This is a genomic window from Coraliomargarita sinensis (assembly GCF_003185655.1).
In the GTDB taxonomy this organism is placed as follows: domain Bacteria; phylum Verrucomicrobiota; class Verrucomicrobiia; order Opitutales; family Coraliomargaritaceae; genus Coraliomargarita_B; species Coraliomargarita_B sinensis.
Genome location: NZ_QHJQ01000002.1, coordinates 115047 through 132794, shown reverse-complemented (window position 1 = coordinate 132794; position 17748 = coordinate 115047). Strand labels below are relative to the sequence as shown.

Annotated in this window: 14 protein-coding genes; 11 read left to right on the top strand and 3 right to left on the bottom strand. The window is 53.3% G+C overall.

Annotated elements, in window-relative coordinates; all coding sequences use genetic code 11:
- Nucleotides 1-63: 63 nt before the first annotated feature.
- The gene (gene queG, locus DDZ13_RS03185; protein WP_110129984.1) at nucleotides 64-1086 is read right to left on the bottom strand and encodes a tRNA epoxyqueuosine(34) reductase QueG; all 1023 of its coding nucleotides are present in this window, start codon (nucleotides 1084-1086) and stop codon (nucleotides 64-66) included.
- A 126-nt stretch (nucleotides 1087-1212) separates the two neighbouring features.
- Between queG and DDZ13_RS03180 the strand changes: the two genes are divergently transcribed.
- From DDZ13_RS03180 to DDZ13_RS03130, 11 genes are all read left to right on the top strand, one after another.
- On the top strand, nucleotides 1213-4386 hold the full coding sequence (locus DDZ13_RS03180) for a CHASE domain-containing protein (protein ID WP_110129983.1): 3174 nt from the start codon (nucleotides 1213-1215) through the stop codon (nucleotides 4384-4386).
- 79 nt (nucleotides 4387-4465) lie between these two features.
- Complete coding sequence (locus DDZ13_RS03175; RefSeq protein WP_110130267.1) at nucleotides 4466-5359, top strand: prohibitin family protein; 894 nt, start codon at nucleotides 4466-4468, stop codon at nucleotides 5357-5359.
- A gap of 39 nt (nucleotides 5360-5398) precedes the next feature.
- Nucleotides 5399-7252 carry a DNA topoisomerase IV subunit B gene (locus DDZ13_RS03170; RefSeq protein ID WP_110129982.1) on the top strand — a complete coding sequence of 618 codons (1854 nt, stop codon included), beginning with the start codon at nucleotides 5399-5401 and terminating at the stop codon, nucleotides 7250-7252.
- A 12-nt stretch (nucleotides 7253-7264) separates the two neighbouring features.
- Nucleotides 7265-7954 carry a dual specificity protein phosphatase family protein gene (locus tag DDZ13_RS03165; RefSeq protein ID WP_110129981.1) on the top strand — a complete coding sequence of 230 codons (690 nt, stop codon included), beginning with the start codon at nucleotides 7265-7267 and terminating at the stop codon, nucleotides 7952-7954.
- On the top strand, nucleotides 7939-9030 hold the full coding sequence (locus DDZ13_RS03160; RefSeq protein ID WP_110129980.1) for a sulfotransferase family protein: 1092 nt from the start codon (nucleotides 7939-7941) through the stop codon (nucleotides 9028-9030). Before DDZ13_RS03165 ends, DDZ13_RS03160 begins: the two co-directional genes overlap by 16 nt.
- Nucleotides 9031-9073: 43 nt before the next feature.
- A complete protein-coding gene (locus DDZ13_RS03155; RefSeq protein WP_110129979.1) occupies nucleotides 9074-10831 on the top strand; it encodes a bifunctional alpha/beta hydrolase/class I SAM-dependent methyltransferase in 1758 nt (585 codons plus the stop codon).
- Nucleotides 10828-11472: a lysophospholipid acyltransferase family protein gene (locus DDZ13_RS03150; protein WP_158279762.1), complete on the top strand. Its 645-nt coding sequence runs from the start codon at nucleotides 10828-10830 to the stop codon at nucleotides 11470-11472. Before DDZ13_RS03155 ends, DDZ13_RS03150 begins: the two co-directional genes overlap by 4 nt.
- The gene (locus DDZ13_RS03145) at nucleotides 11456-12406 is read left to right on the top strand and encodes a phosphatidate cytidylyltransferase (RefSeq protein ID WP_110129977.1); all 951 of its coding nucleotides are present in this window, start codon (nucleotides 11456-11458) and stop codon (nucleotides 12404-12406) included. Before DDZ13_RS03150 ends, DDZ13_RS03145 begins: the two co-directional genes overlap by 17 nt.
- 1 nt (nucleotide 12407) lies before the next feature.
- Nucleotides 12408-13025 (top strand): CDP-alcohol phosphatidyltransferase family protein, encoded by a 618-nt coding sequence (locus tag DDZ13_RS03140; protein ID WP_110129976.1) that lies wholly within the window; start codon nucleotides 12408-12410, stop codon nucleotides 13023-13025.
- Nucleotides 13026-13117: 92 nt separating this feature from the next.
- A complete protein-coding gene (locus tag DDZ13_RS03135; protein WP_110129975.1) occupies nucleotides 13118-15451 on the top strand; it encodes a glycoside hydrolase family 95 protein in 2334 nt (777 codons plus the stop codon).
- 131 nt (nucleotides 15452-15582) lie between these two features.
- Nucleotides 15583-15966: a DUF983 domain-containing protein gene (locus DDZ13_RS03130; RefSeq protein ID WP_158279761.1), complete on the top strand. Its 384-nt coding sequence runs from the start codon at nucleotides 15583-15585 to the stop codon at nucleotides 15964-15966.
- A gap of 79 nt (nucleotides 15967-16045) precedes the next feature.
- On the opposite strand, the gene rplQ is transcribed toward DDZ13_RS03130, so the two are convergent.
- Nucleotides 16046-16711, bottom strand: a complete 666-nt coding sequence (gene rplQ, locus DDZ13_RS15895) for a 50S ribosomal protein L17 (protein WP_110129973.1) — start codon at nucleotides 16709-16711, stop codon at nucleotides 16046-16048.
- Nucleotides 16712-16743: 32 nt separating this feature from the next.
- Nucleotides 16744-17745 (bottom strand): DNA-directed RNA polymerase subunit alpha, encoded by a 1002-nt coding sequence (locus DDZ13_RS03120; RefSeq protein ID WP_110129972.1) that lies wholly within the window; start codon nucleotides 17743-17745, stop codon nucleotides 16744-16746.
- Nucleotides 17746-17748 lie beyond the last annotated feature (3 nt).

Below are 17748 nucleotides of genomic sequence, written 5' to 3'. Positions count from 1 at the left end.
ACCCGGCGCCGGGCAGAACCACTTGGCCTATCATTGAAGCCGGCCCCTATCGCCCCAACTGGTTCAGGACCCGCAACGCGATTGAATTCGCCCAATCGCCCATTCCGCATGTTCTTTCACCATTTCATCGCTGCCTGCCGCCACAGACTGCAAAGCGGTGACATCGTCCGCCTCACCGACGTTACCAAGCACCACACAGATGTTGCGCCGAAACCGGTGGAGTTTTAATCGCCGCATGGGTGAACCCCGAAAGTTTTCCCTGAAGGTTTCGTCATCCCAGAATAACATTTCCCGTAGCTTAGGCAGTTGTCTTGGCGAGAACTTCGCCTCGTTGGTCGGGACAGCCCACTTGTTCCAGGGGCAAACGTCCAGGCACTCATCACAACCGAAGAGGCGATCCGCGATCGCCTCACGGTATTCCAGCGGTATCGGACCGTCATGCTCGATCGTCAGATAGGAGATACATTTTCTGGCATCGAGTTGGTAGGGTGCGGTAATGGCCCGGGTCGGGCAAATATCGATGCAGCGCGTACAGCTTCCACAGCGGTCCTTGCCAGGGTCGCTGGCCGGCAGGTCCAGGCTGCTGACAATATTCCCGAGGAAAGACCAGGTGCCACGCCCGGGTTCGACAAGGATCGTGCTTTTGCCCTGCCAGCCGATGCCGGCCGCTTCGGCTATCGGTTTTTCCAGAAGCGGCCCGGTATCGACATACGGGCGTTGTACACTGCCAAACTCATCCCGCATGTACCGGCAGAGCTTTTTCAGGCGCTTGAAAATTAAATTATGGTAATCATCGCCGAGGGCATATTTCGCAATCCGATATCCCCTCTCCGGATCGGGTTGGTAATAATTCATTGCGACAACGATAATCGACCTGGCTTCTTCGATCAGACTTTCCGGATGCAGGCGCCGGTCATTATTACGCTCCATCCATGACATTGTACCGTGTTGCCCCTCATCAATCCACTTTTCGTAATATTCCGATCTAAGCTTTAGTGGCACCGCAGTGACCCCGAACTGATGAAAACCAAGTTCTTCAGCCAGTGATTTCAACCGGTCTACATTTTTCTGCGTCTCAATCGCCATTTCAGCTCACGTTGAATATTAAAATCTCTGTAAACAATTAGCTCCGATACCGTTTCATTTCGATCATATACTAATTCGTTTACAAGCAATGAGCTTCGAAGTATTCATCATTTAATATCAAGCGCTTTGTCCCTTTCGTCAAAAGTTCTCTGCAAAGAAACGGAGCTTCAAGCTGGAAAGTTTAGGCTCTGGCTGGAGCAGAATAATTTTACCGCAAACTTGGCGCTCGCCGCCCTCTACTGGCTCGCCGCCCAACTCGGCTTTCAGCTGGCGGAAATCCACGAAAACGTCTCTCTGCTTTGGCCACCCAGCGGACTCGCACTGGCTGCGATCGCATATGGCGGGCGAAGTCTTCTGCCCGGGATTCTTATCGGTGCACTCAGCGCGAACATTTTTACAGACATAGCTGTCGGCAGTGCACTCGTTATTGCCGTTGGCAATACCGTTGAAGCCTATGTTGCCTGGTTAATTCTGGGACTGGTCAGAAAGTTCTCTGATTACTTGCACGAGTACAACGTCCTGGCCTGGGTTCTCTCAAGCAGTCTGTTTGCTCCCATACCTGCTGCCATAATCGGGGCTTCGAGCCTGACTCTTCTGGGTGGCATTGACTGGGGTATGGGCACTTTCACACACTTGATTGTAAATTGGTGGGTCGGTGATGCGACCGGTATCCTCGTGATAACGCCGCTGTTCCTATATCTCAAAAAGCCAAATCTGAACGACTCCTGGTTCATCCGGGCCACGCTTCTCATCCTCCTCTGCTTTTGTGTTTTCACCCTTATCTTCTTCCATAGGAATGGCCCCAGCCTCATTTTCCTTGCCCTGCCTCTACTTTTGGTAGCTTGGCGATGGTTCGGGAGTAGTGGTTGTGCTTTGGTAAGTTTTGGTTTTGTGGCTCATGCTGCCTATGCAGCTTATCTGGGCCGGGGCGATCTGGTCCTCGGAGGCGGTAATTCCGAAATTCTTACGCTAAATGTGTTTATCATCGCCCTCGTTATCAGCTCATTGGTCATTTCAACGTTTCGCAAAAAAGGGAGTTTTCTTCTGCCGAGTTCCATATTTCTGGCCGGTTGGCTCCTGAGCGGAATTCTATATTACACGATCTACACAAGCACCCAAAAACTGGATAACACCCGATTTGCGGAGATTGTTGATGATGTTACCGAAGCGGTGGACAAACGACTGAGCACCTACACCGACGCATTGATCAGCGCAGCCGGTCTCTATGCCAACTCGGACAAATTGGAGCGCCATGAATGGCGATCTTTTGTGCAACAGCAGAGGCTGGGTGAGCGCTACCCTGGCATTAACGGCATTGGCTACATTATACCTGTCCGTAGCGACCAAGTGGATGCTTTTGTCGAAAGTGTTCGGTCGGAAGGCGTTGCCGATTTTCAAGTAAAGAACGTTCCCAATGTCGAAGCACCACCCGCCGACGAACTGGGCTTTTCGCATTATATCATTTCCTACATCGAACCGCTGGAGAGCAACAAACAGGCGCTCGGCCTAAACGTCGCTTCTGAAATCAATCGACAGCGCGCCGGGGCCACCGCCCGCGACACGGGGAACGCCTCCATGACGGACCGGATTATACTTGTTCAGGACGGTGAAGAACGCCCCGGTTTCTTAATCTACTACCCAATGTATCAGCCGGGCCTCCCCCTGCAAACTGTCGCGCAGAGACAGGCCGCATTCATCGGTTGGAGCTACGCTCCTTTCATCACCGAACTATTTTTCGACGGCATGCTGAAAGCCCGAAGCGAGCAGATTGATTTTGTTATCTTCGACGATACTGAAATCAGCGAAGGCGCACTCGTTTATGCCACTCAGCAGGACGCAGCTTCCACCATCAGCGGAAGCTTTGAGAAAGTCTCACAAATGAGCCTCGCCGGACAAATTTTCACCTTCGGCTGGAACAGAGGCGGTTCTTTCAATGAAAGTTCGGCGGCACCTGCCATCACCACCGCCGCAAGCCTCGTCCTAGGCACCTGCTTTCTCGTCATCCTCGTCGTCAATCTGCAAAATACGACCAGAAATGCCAATCGGATCGTCGAACAGAGAACCGCCGAATTACAGGAAGCTAATAATCACCTGCGTCTGGAAGTCTATGAAAGGAAGAAGGCCGAGGCTAAGGCGGAAGATGCCAACCATGCGAAGAGTAATTTCCTCGCGACCATGAGCCACGAGATCCGCACTCCGATGAACAGTGTCCTCGGTTTCACTGAACTCTTGCAGACCAGCGATCTGTCTGCCGAGCAGCGGGTTTGGACTAATCTCATTCAAAGCTCGGGGAACTCGCTGCTCAGCATCATCAATGACATCCTCGATTTTTCCAAGATCGAGGCCGGCATGCTCGAACTCGAACAGATCCCATTCTCTCTGGAAGAAAACATCAAGTCTGTGACGGACAGCTTCAGCCCGATCGTGGCACAAAAAAAGGTGGATCTCAGGGTTGAGCATCAAAACCAACTCCCGAAACATGTCATCGGAGACCCGGTCAGACTCCGGCAGGTGATCACCAACTTACTTTCCAATGCTTTAAAATTCACCGAACAGGGAAGCATCGCGATCAGGACGGCCTTTGCGGAGAGCGATAACGGGGGCGCCGTAAATATTCGCGTTATCGATACCGGAATTGGTATCCCAGAGGATAAGATTGAAGGGCTCTTTGAACAGTTCACTCAGGCCGACAGCTCCACCACCCGCCGTTTTGGAGGAACAGGCTTGGGACTCGCCATCTGTAAGCGTATTGTAGAAGCCATGAACGGCACGATCCAGGTCGCCAGCGAATTCGGGAAAGGCACGACATTCACACTATCGATACCATTTTCGACACTGTCTCCTGCTAAAAATAAACCCGACACCAAACCACCTTCACTCGACGGGATCGAGAAAATCGCCACTCACAGCATCCCGGTCCTGCTCGTCGACGACAACCAGGTGAACAAAAAGCTGGGGGAAACGATTCTCAACCGACTGGGCTGCAGCGTGTCTTTGGCCAGTAATGGCATGGAGGCTATTGAGATGCTAAAAAGCCAACATTTCGATATCGTCTTCCTGGACTGCCAAATGCCCATACTTGACGGCTACGAAACGACCCGGAAAATTCGTCAGCTGGAGGCTGAAACCTGCGAGAGTGCCTTCCATTCCGAAAAACCCATTTATATCGTGGCACTCACGGCAAACGCCACGAATGAAGACAGGGATAAATGCTTCGAATGCGGTATGGATGACTATCTCAGCAAGCCACTAAAGATCAATGACTTCCGGGATGCTATTAGTCGTTTTCAGCGCGGCTGATCCGGACTGCACGGTTTTCGCTCAAGTTCAATTCACTTTCTGAGTGACACAGAATAAACACGCGACAACCTCGGCCACCATGAACAAACAAACCGTCCTCACAACCGTCGTTGTTATCATCATTGCGATCCTGGTTCTGGCGAGCACGCGCTTCTTCGTGAGTGTTCCCGCCGGCCACGTCGCAGTCGCCACGCTCTTCGGGCAAGTTCAGGACCAGCCCTATGAGGAGGGCCTACACATCCCCGTCAATCCCCTCTACGAGTTCACTTTTTACGATATACGGGAAAAAGAACTCAAGGAAACCGCTGGTGTTCCCAGTCAGGACCAACTGACTACTACTGTGGATGTCAGCATAAAATTCCGAATTAACGGGGAAGATGCTCCCCGTATGCTACAGGAAACCGGCACCTTTGAGGATGCGGTTCGTGTCCAAATTCAACCGAAACTTCGTTCGGTCGTCCGCGAGCAGGGCAAGAGCATTGTCCGGGCCGAAGACTTCTTTCTCCAGGAGACGCAGGAAAACCTCCAAACCGCAATTTTCCAGGCCATGCGCGACTACCTCGAACCGCGCGGGATCATCTGCCTGGATATCCTGATTCGCGACATCAGCCTGCCGCCATTTATTACGCGGGCCATCGAATCCAAAAAGGAGCGGGAGCAGGAAGTGGAAAAACAAAAGGCCGAACTGGAACGCTTCCGCACGGAACAACAACAGAAGATTGCTCAGGCCGAGGCAGAAAAAACCGCTGCCGAGCTGGAAGCAGAGAAACGCCGCACTCTGGCCGACGCCCAAGCCTACGAGATCACAAAACTCAACGATGCCATCGCCAAAAACCCGGCCTATGTACAAATTCAAGCATTGGAGGCCCTCAAATCCATCTCTCAGGATAAATCGTCAAAGATCTACTTTCTCAATGGAGAGTCCCCCACGCCCCTCCCGCTCATGAATATGGGCGAGCCGCTGACGAAATAACCCGTCACCTTCATACTTACACACCTTCACACGCCAGAAATGTCTGCTGATTATACCGAAGATAACATCAAGTCCCTCGACTGGAAGGAGCACATCCGCCTGCGCCCGGGCATGTATATCGGGAAGCTGGGCGACGGCTCCTCGCCGGACGACGGTATCTACATCCTCCTCAAGGAAGTCATCGACAACTCGATCGACGAATTTGTCATGGGCCACGGCAAGACCATTGAGGTCAACATCGACGGCACCCACGTCTTCGTGCGCGACTTTGGCCGCGGCATACCGCTCGGCAAACTCAAGGACTGCGCCTCCAAGATCAATACCGGTGCGAAATACGACTCCGAGGCCTTCAAAAAGTCCGTCGGCCTGAATGGTGTCGGCATCAAGGCGGTCAACGCCCTCTCCTCGGAATTCCGTATCGAGGCCTTTCGCGAGGGCAAAACCCGGGCCGTCGAGTTCGTCCGGGGTGAGGTCACCAACGAGGACAAGAAGGACAAGGCCGCCAAGGATGCCAAAGCCGGCACGTCCCTGCGCTTCGATCCGGATCCCGATATTTTCGGCAAAATCCGTTTCCGGGACGATTTCGTGGAAGACATGCTCTGGAACTACGCCTACCTCAACAGCGGGCTGACCATCGTCTACAACGGCAAGAAGTTTAAATCCGACAACGGGCTTCGGGACCTGCTCGAGAACAAACTGGACGGCGACCCGCTCTACCCGATCGTTCACCTCGCCGACAAGGACATCGAAATCGCCTTCACCCACAACGAGACCTACGGCGAGGACTACTACTCATTCGTCAACGGACAACACACCACCATGGGGGGCACCCACCTGAATGCCTTCCGGGAAGCCCTGGCCAAAACGATTAAGGATTTCTACAAAAAGGACTTCGACGCGGTCGACATCCGCACTTCCATCTGTGCCGCCGTCTCGATCAAGGTGGAAGATCCCGTCTTCGAGTCGCAGACCAAGACCAAGCTCGGTTCCCAGGAAATGGGGCCCAAAGGCCCGACCGTGCGGACCTTCATGAACAACTTCATCAAGCAGGCCCTGGACAACTACCTGCACCGCGAACCGGAGACCGCCAAGATTCTGCTTTCCAAAATCCAGGACTCCGAGCGCAACCGCAAGGAGCTAAAGGGCATCCAGAAGCTGGCCCGCGAGCGCGCCCGCAAAAACAAGGTGCACAACAAAAAGCTACGCGACTGCCGCGTGCACCTGGACACCAAGAAGAACGGACGCCTCGATTCGACCTTGTTCATCACCGAGGGTGACTCCGCTTCCGGCTCCATCACCAAGGCTCGTGATGTCAACTCACAGGCGGTCTTCTCGCTCAAAGGCAAACCTCTCAATTCCTTCGGTTTGACCAAGAAGGTCGTCTACGAGAACGAAGAATTCAACCTGCTACAGGACGCGCTCAATATCGAGGACGGCCTCGACGGACTGCGCTACAACAACGTGGTCATCGCGACCGATGCCGACGTCGACGGCATGCACATCCGACTGCTCTTGATCACCTTCTTTCTCCAGTTCTTTCCCGAACTCATCAAGCAGGGTCACCTTCACATCCTGCAGACCCCCCTCTTTCGGGTGCGTAACAAGAAGGAGACTCGTTACTGCTACAGCGATGAAGAACGCCGAAAAGCGATTAACGACCTCTCACCAAAGCCTGAAATCACACGCTTCAAGGGTCTCGGTGAAATCTCGCCTGATGAATTCCAGCACTTCATCGGCAAGAACATCCGCCTCGATCCGGTGATCATTCCAAAAGGCATGACCACGAAAGACCTGCTCGCCTTCTACATGGGCAAAAATACCCCGGACCGTCAGGAGTTCATCATCGAAAATCTTCGTATTGAACAGGACGAACCGGAAGAGTTGACCGCCTAATCGCTTGTTAATATGAACCCTCGCGTCGGCACCTACTATTTCGCTGGCACGGTGGCTCTGATCGCTCTGGCATGTTTTAGCAGGCCTTGGGGCTACGTCCTACTCTGGCCAGCTTCATCACTTGCGCTGGTTGCTGTAGGGTATTTTTCGATTGGGCATCGTGTTTATGCCAAACAGTCCGGGCAGCATGCAAGATGGGCTAAGGGCCTACATTTTTTCACGCTAAAAGGCCACGAACTGTCACGAAGGGCTTACGCGAAAACCTGTGACCCGTGGAACCCACTTCTTGAAGGCCTGTTGATTGGAAGGCAGCTTGATGCGGGTGAAGCACCGTTGCTTAAAGAGGCAGGCGTGACTGCGATTCTCGACCTGACTTCTGAATTCTCCGAACCTCGCTTACTAACGGAAATGGATTACCTAAGCGTTCCCATACTCGACTTAACGGCACCTTCAGACGGGGCGCTCGACTCTGCACTCGAATTTATTGACCGGCAGATGAAGCATGGCAGCGTTTATATACACTGTAAAATAGGCTACTCAAGAACTGCGGCTGTCGCCGGGAGTTATCTCATCATGGCCGGCCATGCCCATAATCCCGCAGAAGCGATTGAACTGCTTCGACGGGCGCGGCACAACATTGTCATCCGCCCCGAAGCCAAAGCCACTATCGAGCGTTACGCAGCCAGATGCCATCCGTCCTGACACATCCGCTGAGTTCCAGCAGTTTTTCGAACCTCGTAAAGATGTTCGCGCGTTATGGGTGTGAGCCCCGCTACATCCCCCGTTTTTTAGGCGTCGGCGGCATCTGCCTTCTGAGACAGCCTGTCTTCTGGTATGAATCGCTGAAGTATGGGAATGCCATTCAGCATCAGGCACTCCCGAAAAGCCCGGTGTTTGTTATCGGCCACTGGCGCAGCGGAACCACCCACCTGCAAAATCTGCTGAGCATGGACCCCCAGTTTGCTTCGGTAACTCTGAGAGAAGCCGCCATGCCTCACGATTTTCTCACCCTTGGGAAACGCATCCAGAAAGGTTTCGAAAAGTCCATTCCGGAAAAGCGTTTAATGGACAACGTAGCCGTGGCGGCGGGTTCGGCATGGGAGGAAGAATTGGCTCTGGTCAGCACCAGTCCACTCTCGTTCTACCATGTCTCCTTTTTCCCAAAAGGGAACGAACGTATTTTTCGTGATTCTATTTTGTTCGATGGCAATAAGCCGGAACTCATCGAACAATGGCGCCGCGATTATCTTTGGTTTCTGAAGAAGGTATCACTCGTAAAGGAGCAGAAGCGCTTCCTATTGAAGAACCCCGCCAACACCGCCCGCATAGGAATACTACTCGAACTTTTCCCTGACGCGAAGTTCATCCATATCAAGCGCGATCCGTATCAGGTCTTTAGATCCACCGTTCATCTCTACTATGAGGCGCAAAAGGAATGGGGGTTCCACCGGGTAAGCCGTAACGCTATCGTCGAGCACGTGCTCGCAACTTACCCCCTCTTGATGGAAGCATACACGGAGCAAGCCCCCGCCATCCCATCTGACAACTTCGCCGAACTGCGCTTTGAGGATTTGGAAGCAAACCCGCTGGATACGATTGGCAAGGTCTATCAAGATACAGGCCTTTCCGGACACAGCGAAGCTGAACCAGCTATCAAGGCCCACTTAAAAGCGACAGAAGGCTATGTGAAAAACCCTCATTCCCTATCGGCTGAAGAAGCAGCCTTGGTAAAAAACAAATGGTCGAAATGGTTTGAAGAACTTGGCTACGCCACCTGATTTGATTTGCCTAGACATGCCCTGCAGATAAAACGATTGGCTCATGAGCGAATGGGAGAAATCGGAAGGGAATTTCACAAGTTGGGACGGCACGGAGCTCTTTTTTCGCTCATGGGAACCAAAGGCCCCAAGCGACAAAGCCATCATTATTGTCCACCGGGGGCACGAACATTCCGGCAGGGCGGAGCAGCAGGTGAAGGACCTTGGCCTCACGGATTTCCGGGCCTTCAGTTGGGATGCCCGCGGCCACGGCCACTCACCGGGCAAGCGCGGATTTGCCGAGAGCTACTACCATTTGGTCAAGGACTTGAATGCTTTCGTCAACTTCATCTCTCAACAGCACAACATCCCCATTGAGAACATTGCCATTCTGGCGAACAGTGTGGGCGCAGTGACAACCAGTGCCTGGGTGCACGATTACGCACCCCGTATCCGGGCGATGGTTCTGGCGGCTCCGGCATTCCGGATACGACTCTACGTTCCCCTCGCGATTCCCGGGCTGCGTCTCCTTCTGAAAGTCATGCCGGAGGCCAAGATCAGCAGTTATGTAAAATCCAAGATGCTGACTCACGATCCGGAGCAGGCAAAAGGTTACGATGCGGATGCCCTCATCACCCGGGATATTTCCGTCAAAGTGCTACTCGGACTATATGACACCGCAACCCGTATCATTGATGATGCGGGTGCCATTGAAACGCCCACGCTTGTGTTGACTGCAGGAGACGACTGGGTCGTGAAAAACGCCGCTCAGAGAAAATTCTTTGAGCGTCTGTCATCGGCGGTGAAAACGCTGAAAATGTATCCCGGATTCTTCCATGCCATCCTCTATGAAAAGAACCGGGCCGAACCGATGGCTGAGGCAAGGCGTTTCATCCTCGACGCATTCGAGAAGCCCGTGGAACGAGAGCATCTCATTGAGGCCGACCGGAGCAGTTTCACTCAAAGGGAATACGATTTTCTCCGCTGCGCCCCACCGCTGTGGAAGAAAGTCTATTTCGGCGTGCAACGAAGCTTTCTCCGAAGCATCGGACGACTGAGCAAGGGAGTCAAAATCGGCTGTGAAACCGGTTTCGATTCCGGCACCTCTCTGGACTACGTCTACGAAAATCGGGCGCGGGGCACCTCTATCCTCGGGCGTATGATCGACCGGGGCTACCTCAACGCTATTGGTTGGCGCGGCATTCGGGAGCGCGGCGTTAATCTGCAAAGATGCCTCAGCGATGAGATTCGAAAACGGGCGCAATCGGGCGAATCCATTCACATCCTCGATATCGCAACCGGCTGCGGCCGTTATGTGCTCGATGCCATCAAAGCGAATCCGGATATCAAAATCACCGCACGCTTGCAGGATAACACCCCGCACAACGTCGAAGCCGGCACGAAGCTGGCTGCCAAGCTGGGCATCGAGGGCGTCGAATACAGAGTCGGTGATGCCTTTGACCGCGAGGCACTTCTCAAACAATCGCCAAAACCGGACATCGTCATCGTCTCAGGGCTTTACGAACTGTTTCCACAGAATTCGCTTATTCAGGACTCTCTCGCTGGTGCAGCAGGAGCATTGAAAGAAGGCGGCAGCCTCATCTACACCAGCCAGCCCTGGCACCCCCAGATCGAGACCATCGCGCGCACATGCGATAACCGGGACGGCAAGCCCTGGATTATGCGGCGCCGCACGCAGGCCGAGATGGATGAACTCGTGCACCGGGTCGGGCTGAAGAAATTCAGAACCGAGCCGGACACATTCGGAATATTTTCCGTTTCTGTTGCGGAAAAGGAAGAAGAAATTCAATCCTCGTCGTGAGTTCTTCGCGTCTATCCAACTGTATCGCCTACGCCATACGCGTTCTTTGCGGCTGCATCGTTCGCAGCTTTCCTGAACATCATTTCAATCGTCCAGTGGTCTTCTATTCCAACCACACAAGCAATCTCGACTTTCCCGTAATCTGGGCGGCACTCCCGAAGAAGATCCGCGCAAATCTGCGTCCGCTTGCCGCCGAAGATTATTGGTCGAAAGGCAAACTGAGACGATTCCTCTCACTCAAAATTTTTCAAGCCATCTTAATTGCGCGCAAGGCGGTGAATAGGGAAAACAATCCAATCCAAAAAATGGAACAAGCGCTGAGCGAAGGTTCCTCCCTGATTATCTTCCCGGAAGGCACGCGCAGTTTGTCCGGAGAGATCGGGGAATTCAAGCCAGGCATACACCACCTCGCAAGCAGTGACAGGCAGTTGGCCTTCGTTCCCGTTTACCTCGAAAATCTGTTTCGTATCCTCCCAAAGGGTGAGCGCTTTCCGTTGCCATTGGTTGCCATGCTCTACATCGGAGATCCGATCTACCTCGGGCCTGAAGAGACAAAAGAGGACTTTTTGCAACGAACACGAAAGGCGCTCATCGACCTGAACCCGAACCCCACCCAGAGAGCCCATGCAGACTCTAATTGACATCGAACTGCTTTTTCTGATCGGAGGCACTGTAGTTATCCTTGGCGCAGCGCATGCCATCGCCAAAGCGTTTCGAACCAAACTCGATCCCACTGGCCACGGCACCTTCTACCAAAACCTGATGGCCCGGATTTATGCTTGGTGGGCCATGGTTCTTGTGCTGGCAGTCGCCATGCTTGTGGGCAAAATTGGAACCGTTGTCATTTTTGCCGCCATCTCCTTTCAGGCGCTGCGTGAATTCCTGACCATGACACCGACACGTGGCGGGGATCATCGGGCCCTGTGTTGGTCGTTCTTTTTTATTCTACCGGCACAGTATCTTTGTATCGCGTTGGAGTTGGAAGTCATGTCCTGGATCTTCATTCCGGTCTATGCCTTTATGTTTATCCCGATCCGGGCCGCGTTGGCCGAAGATACCACCGACTTTCTGGCCCGCACGGCCCGCACACAATGGGGGCTTATGATCTGTGTCTATTTTGTGAGCCAAGGTCCGTCCCTGCTCCTCATCGACATCCCGGGTTATGAGGGAGAAAACATGAAACTTCTCTTCTTCATGGTTCTGATTGTGCAGCTCTCGGACGTGCTTCAGTATGTCTGGGGCAAGTCCATCGGTAAAACGCCTATCTCGGAAAAGCTCAGCCCGAACAAAACAGTCGAGGGTTTGCTTGGCGGGGTTCTCACAACCTCTGCCATCGGTGCCCTCCTTTGGTGGGCCACCCCTTTTTCTCCGCTTGCTGCATGGTTTATCTCGCTGGTTCTCTGCATCATGGGCTTTCTCGGTGGCATTGTTATGTCTGCAATCAAGCGGGATCGTGGAATAAAAGATTTCGGCACCATGATTCCAGGGCATGGCGGTGTTATGGACCGGATCGATTCACTGTGTTTGGCCGCACCTGTTTTCTACCGCATCGTTATCTTCTACTACGGAGGCTAAGATGGTCAGCGTCTATCAACTCAAAACAGGATTTCAAAATTTACTTCGCCCACTCGTGCGTCAACTCGCAGGAGCAGGCATCACGGCAAATGCCGTAACTCTCTTCGCGTTTTTTCTATCACTGCTCGTCGGCCTGTGGTTGGCTTTCGTGCCCGCCAGCCGCCTCGCCTATCTGGCCTACCCCCTGTTGCTTTTTATCCGCATGGCGCTCAATGCAATGGATGGGATGCTGGCCCGCGAATGCGGACAGAAGAGCCATCTTGGGGCCTTTTTGAATGAACTCTGCGATGTGTTATCCGATGCAGCGCTCTATCTTGCCCTTGGGATGCTGGCGACAGCCTCGATGGGGCTGGCAGCGATATTTACGACATTGGCAGTGACCACAGAAGTTACCGGCTTAACGGCGGCGGGTATTGGCGCATCGCGTCGCTACGACGGGCCAATGGGCAAGAGCGACCGCGCGTTTGTGATCGGCGCTTACATGTTAATCGCCGCGTTCGTTCCTAACACTATCGAATGGATGAACCCATTGTTAATTGTGCTGTCCATGCTCTGTATTCTGACCATTTTCAATCGTATCCACAAAGGGCTTCAGGAGCTCAAAAAGGTCAAAATTTGAGTCGGTCCGAGCATGAGATATTCCTCCGCAAAACGCTGAGCCGGGTGAGTCGAAGGAACACTGTATAATAGAGTTAACCATACCTAATTAAAATGAAACGTTCGTCATTTCTAATCATAGCTTTGCCTGCGCTTGTCATCTCCATTAGTGCAGCCGCGCCCTCATCGCTGATCATTCGCGACGATGGTCCTGCCGAAAAGTGGGACCTCGCCTTCCCTGTCGGCAGCGGTCGCCTCGGCGCCATGCCCTGGGGCACCTACCCCACCGAGAAGATACTGATCAACGAAGAAACCATCTGGGCCAACGCAGGGGAAATGAAAATCCGGAAGGACGCCGACGAGCATCTCGAAAAAATCCGGAAACTCGATGCGGAGGGCAAATATCATGAGGCCGACCGCTATTTCGAGGAATATCTTCAGGACGGCAGGCGGCCCAACAGCTACCAACTGGTCGGCTGGTTGAATTTAATGTATCCGGCAGACTCGGATTTATCCGGCGTGGAACGAGAACTCAACCTACATACCGGCATTGCGAGCAACCGCTACGAGTTGAAGGACGGTACGGTCATCACCCAGCAAGTTCTGGCCAGCCACCCGGATGATCTTGTATTGGTGCACGTAACGGCGAACCAACCTATATCGCTGCAGGTTGGGATGGAAGGTGCAACGACTGAGGGAGGTGACTTGGTCTTGAGGAAGCAGGCCAGTGGCCCGAAGGGCACGAAGTTTGTCAGCCGTACCCGCGCGAGGGCCGACGGACAAATCAGCCAGGAGAAAGAAAACCTCCTGATCACTGATAGCCGGGAGATCACTTTGATGCTCTCAGTAGCTACCGATGTGGATCGTAATGCTCCCGGAACGACTCTGCCAGAAGGATGGGAGGCAAAAGCACTTGAAGATCTCGACGCCGTAGAGGGGCGAAATCTATCAACACTCGCTTCGAAAGCGGTCGCCGATCACCAAAAATATTTCCATCGAGTAAAAATCGACCTTGGCACCACAGACCCTTCCCTACTGTCCCTTACTACGGGCGAGCGACTCAATCGGCTCAAAGAAGGCGCCCATGACGACCCCGACCTGATTGAGAGCTATTTCCAGTTTGGACGTTACCTATTGATCGCCAGTTCTCGTCCCGACAGCTTTCCCGCGAATTTGCAAGGGATTTGGAATCCACACATGAAGGCACCGTGGAACTCGGACTACCACCTGAACATTAATTTGCAGATGAATTACTGGCTGGCCGAAACCACCAACCTGTCGGAAATGCATAAGGCGCTTTTTCACCTGATACGCACCTTTCAACCCCGCGGCCGGGAAATGGCCGAGCGCATGGGCATGAAAGGTTGGTGCATGCCGCACGCCACCGACCTTTGGGGATACGCCAAACCCATGGCAACCCAGGCACGTTGGGGCGGTTCGATGTTCGGCGGTCAATGGCTGACCTTTCACATTTTGGAACACTACCGCTTCAATCGTGACAAGGCGGTCCTTGAAGAGAATTGGGACATTCTCACGGCTTCGACCGAATTTATCGAATCCTGGCTCATTCCGGGGCCCGACGGCAGCTTGATCTCCCGTCCTACGCCATCGCCGGAGAATATCTTTCTTTATACCAACGACCAGGGCGAACAAATCGCCGGCCAGCTCTCCTCCGGCTGCAGCTTCGACCAGTTCATGATCCTGCAGGTCTTTCAGGACTATGTTGAGGCAGCGACCGCTCTGGGCAAAGAAGATGATGCCTACGTTAAGGAGATTCAAACATTGATCCCCAAAGTCTATCAGCCCCGTATCGCCGAAGACGGACGCCTCATGGAATGGAGAATGCCGTTTGGTGAAAAGGAACCGGGCCACCGCCACATCTCACACGTCATCGGCGCCTATCCCGGGAACCAGATCAACCTCGACGAAGACCAGAAGATGCGTGATGCGGTGCTCGCGAGCATAGAATATCGCCTTCAAAATGGTGGCGCTCACACCGGTTGGAGCCGCGCATGGACGATCGGCATGATGGCGCGTCTCAGTGACGCCGAAAAAGCTTACGAAAATCTGCACGCCATTCTTGTAAAATCGACCTTGGATAATCTTTGGGATACACACCCACCCTTTCAGATCGACGGCAACTTCGGCGCTGCGGCAGCCGTCGCTGAAATGCTGCTTCACAGTCACAACAACGAGATCAAGTTGCTGCCCGCGCTCCCATCCAGCTACTGGCCTGATGGCCACGTCAAAGGCCTGCGCGCCCGGGGCGACTATACCGTCGATATCGAGTGGGAAAACGGGAAGCTGAAAAATACGACTATCCATCCCGGCAAACATGCGCAGCCTGCCTTTAAAGTTACTTACGGCGGCCTTTCTAAAAGTGTGCAGGCGTCCGAAAATGAAACCGTGCGCCTTGCCCCCGAGGATTTCCATCCGACCAAACATTGACCTGCGGCATCTGTTAGTAACCGCAATCAAAAGCCCCCTATGGATTTCCTTCTTCCTGTCAGTGAACGAAAGGGACTTCGCCACAAATGGGTCAACTTTATCCAACGCACTCTTCAGTCACCCGCAAAGCCATGAATTTATCCAATAACTTCGAATGCTTCAAAAGGGGGATGATGAACAGGTGCCCGCGTTGCGGCGTCGGCCCGATCACGAAAACCCTCTTTGTACGCCACGAGAGTTGCCCGCACTGCAAAATGGATTTCACCCGGGAGGACGGATTTTACAGCGGCGCAATGGCGATCAACTACGCGATGGTCTGTGGGTTCTACTTATTCCCTATGCTACTGATTTGGTGGGCCGGATGGCTCCCCGGCTGGCCCACAATCATTTTGTGTTTTCTGGGATCTGCAATCATGCCCATCCTGACCTACCGCTACTCGCAATGCCTTTGGCTGGGCTTTTACTGCTGGGTCACCGCGGAAGAGCTCGACGAGGACAGCCGGAGTGAGAAATAAAGCGGCTTAGTTTTGGCCCATAAAAAAGCGCATCCCAAATGGATGCGCTTTTGGAAATTTTATTTGCAGGAATTGCCGCTTAGCTATCCTTCTTTTCCTCTTTGGAATCGTCAGATGCTTCTTCCGGCTCGCTGCTTTCAGTTGCTTCTGCCGCAGCTGCCTTGGCAGCAGTTTCGGCCTTGGCCTCTTCTTCCTTGGAAGTATCCTCGGCAGCTTCTTCTTCGGCGTCGGCATCGTCCTTTTTCGCAACCTTCTTTGCTGCTTTTTTGGCGGCCTTTTTGGTCGCCTTCTTCGCTGACTTTTTCGCAGCTTTCTTGGCGGCCTTTTTCGCAGCCTTTTTCTTGGGCTTCTCGTAGCCTTCGTCGTTACCGTCGATGAGTTCGATGAGGGCCATTTCAGCCGCATCGCCGACACGCTGGCCGAGCTTGTAGATACGGGTGTAACCACCCGCACGGTCGACAAATTCGCTCACACGCTCGTCAAAGAGCTGTGCGACTGCCTTCTTATCGCGCACACGGGCGATCGCCAGACGACGGAAATGCAGCTTGCGGGCAGCATCGTTGGCCTTGTCGGCTTTCTTAGCCAGCGTGATAATCTTTTCAATGAATGGGCGTAAGGCCTTAGCCTTGGCCAGTGTCGTCTCGATGCGTCCATGAGTGATGAGTGCAACCGCGAGATTGCCCATCATAGCCGAACGGTGTGGACCGGATACGCCGAGTTTGTGTTTTCTTTTGCCGTGACGCATTATCTAAATTCTTTCTAGCGTATAATAGTGGATTAAAGTTCTGTGCCCTTTTCAAGCAGGCGCTCGTCGATCTTCATACCCAGCGAGAGGCCGAGTTGTTCGAGCTTGTCTTTGATTTCGTTGAGAGACTTCTTACCGAAGTTACGGTATTTCAGCATCTCCTGTTCGGACTTCATGGCAAGCTCGCCAACCGATGTGATGTTGGCGTTGTTCAAGCAGTTCGCCGCACGCACCGAAAGTTCGATTTCGTTCACGCTCATGTTGAGCAGCTTGCGCAGGCGGTTTTGCTCTTCGCTGATTTCCTTGCTCTCGCTTTCGAACTCGATGTCGTCCTGCGATACTTCGTCGAAGACGTCGAGGTGGTGCTTGAGGATGGCAGCGCTTTGCTTGAGCGCATCGTCCGGAGTGATGCGACCATCGGTCGTCACTTCCAGAATAAGTTTGTCGTAGTCCATCTCCTGACCGACACGGGTGTTCTCGACGGAATACTTGACGAGCTTGACCGGGCTGAAGAGTGAGTCGATAGCGATCACGCCGATAGCCTGATCCGGCTTCTTGTTATCCTCACCGGCGCAGTATCCGCGACCGACACGAACTTCGAGCTCGGCGAGGAAACGCTGCTTTTTATCGAGCGTGCAAATGACTTGCTCCGGGTTGATGACCTTGAAGTTGGCATCCTCCTGAATATCCGCAGCGGTGACGACACCGTCGCGATTCACATCGATGACAAGTGTGGTAGTCTCACGGGACTCGGAAACCAGAAGAACCTTTTTCAGATTGAGGACGATGTCGGTGACATCTTCAACAATGCCTTCAACACTCTGGAATTCGTGTTGAACCCCGTCGATCTTGATGGAAGAGATGGCCGCACCCTCGATGGAGCTGAGCAGCACGCGACGGAGGGAATTTCCGATCGTGTGGCCGTAACCGGTCTCAAACGGCTCGGCTTGGAAGGTTGCAAAAGTGTCGGTAGCAGTCTCTTCGACTTTTACCAGACGATTTGGAAGTTCGAATTTTCCTAAGCGCTTGGGCATGAT

Coding starts and splice junctions, on each gene's coding strand:
- DDZ13_RS03140 (WP_110129976.1), top strand. CDS start 12,408: ATGGTCAGCGTCTATCAACTCAAAACAGGATTTCAAAATTTACTTCGC.
- DDZ13_RS03160 (WP_110129980.1), top strand. CDS start 7,939: ATGCCATCCGTCCTGACACATCCGCTGAGTTCCAGCAGTTTTTCGAAC.
- DDZ13_RS03165 (WP_110129981.1), top strand. CDS start 7,265: ATGAACCCTCGCGTCGGCACCTACTATTTCGCTGGCACGGTGGCTCTG.
- rplQ (WP_110129973.1), bottom strand. CDS start 16,711: ATGCGTCACGGCAAAAGAAAACACAAACTCGGCGTATCCGGTCCACAC.
- DDZ13_RS03175 (WP_110130267.1), top strand. CDS start 4,466: ATGAACAAACAAACCGTCCTCACAACCGTCGTTGTTATCATCATTGCG.
- DDZ13_RS03120 (WP_110129972.1), bottom strand. CDS start 17,745: ATGCCCAAGCGCTTAGGAAAATTCGAACTTCCAAATCGTCTGGTAAAA.
- DDZ13_RS03145 (WP_110129977.1), top strand. CDS start 11,456: ATGCAGACTCTAATTGACATCGAACTGCTTTTTCTGATCGGAGGCACT.
- DDZ13_RS03135 (WP_110129975.1), top strand. CDS start 13,118: ATGAAACGTTCGTCATTTCTAATCATAGCTTTGCCTGCGCTTGTCATC.
- queG (WP_110129984.1), bottom strand. CDS start 1,086: ATGGCGATTGAGACGCAGAAAAATGTAGACCGGTTGAAATCACTGGCT.
- DDZ13_RS03155 (WP_110129979.1), top strand. CDS start 9,074: ATGAGCGAATGGGAGAAATCGGAAGGGAATTTCACAAGTTGGGACGGC.
- DDZ13_RS03170 (WP_110129982.1), top strand. CDS start 5,399: ATGTCTGCTGATTATACCGAAGATAACATCAAGTCCCTCGACTGGAAG.
- DDZ13_RS03130 (WP_158279761.1), top strand. CDS start 15,583: ATGAATTTATCCAATAACTTCGAATGCTTCAAAAGGGGGATGATGAAC.